Genomic DNA, 288 nt, shown 5'->3' on the forward strand with positions numbered 1-288 from the left:
CATTGCTAGCATAACACATAGGGCCAGTCCGCACCGCAGCTTCATTTTGGCCATGCCCCGAATGGTATGCTGTTCGAATCCAAAGGATACATCGAGTCTGCTATTTACCCGTTCTACTGCGGTGCGTTTTTTATATTCTTTTTCCCACTTATAACTTGCCCGGTCGATCGGCGTGAAAATCCGTCGGTTTTCCGCTAGCGGTATACGTATTCCCTGACTAACTGAACACTGTTCCATTCCCTGACACTTGATTCCGTATCGCTTTGCCGGACATAACTTCTTTAGTGT

Annotated in this window: 1 protein-coding gene; it reads right to left on the minus strand. The window is 47.2% G+C overall.

All coding sequences use genetic code 11. The features are described from left to right. Positions 1 to 288, minus strand: a 288-nt coding sequence (locus ULO1_RS12365; RefSeq protein WP_200806967.1) for a transposase, incomplete at both ends; no start/stop codon positions are given.

The organism is Carboxydocella sp. ULO1 (assembly GCF_002049255.1).
Taxonomy (GTDB): domain Bacteria; phylum Bacillota.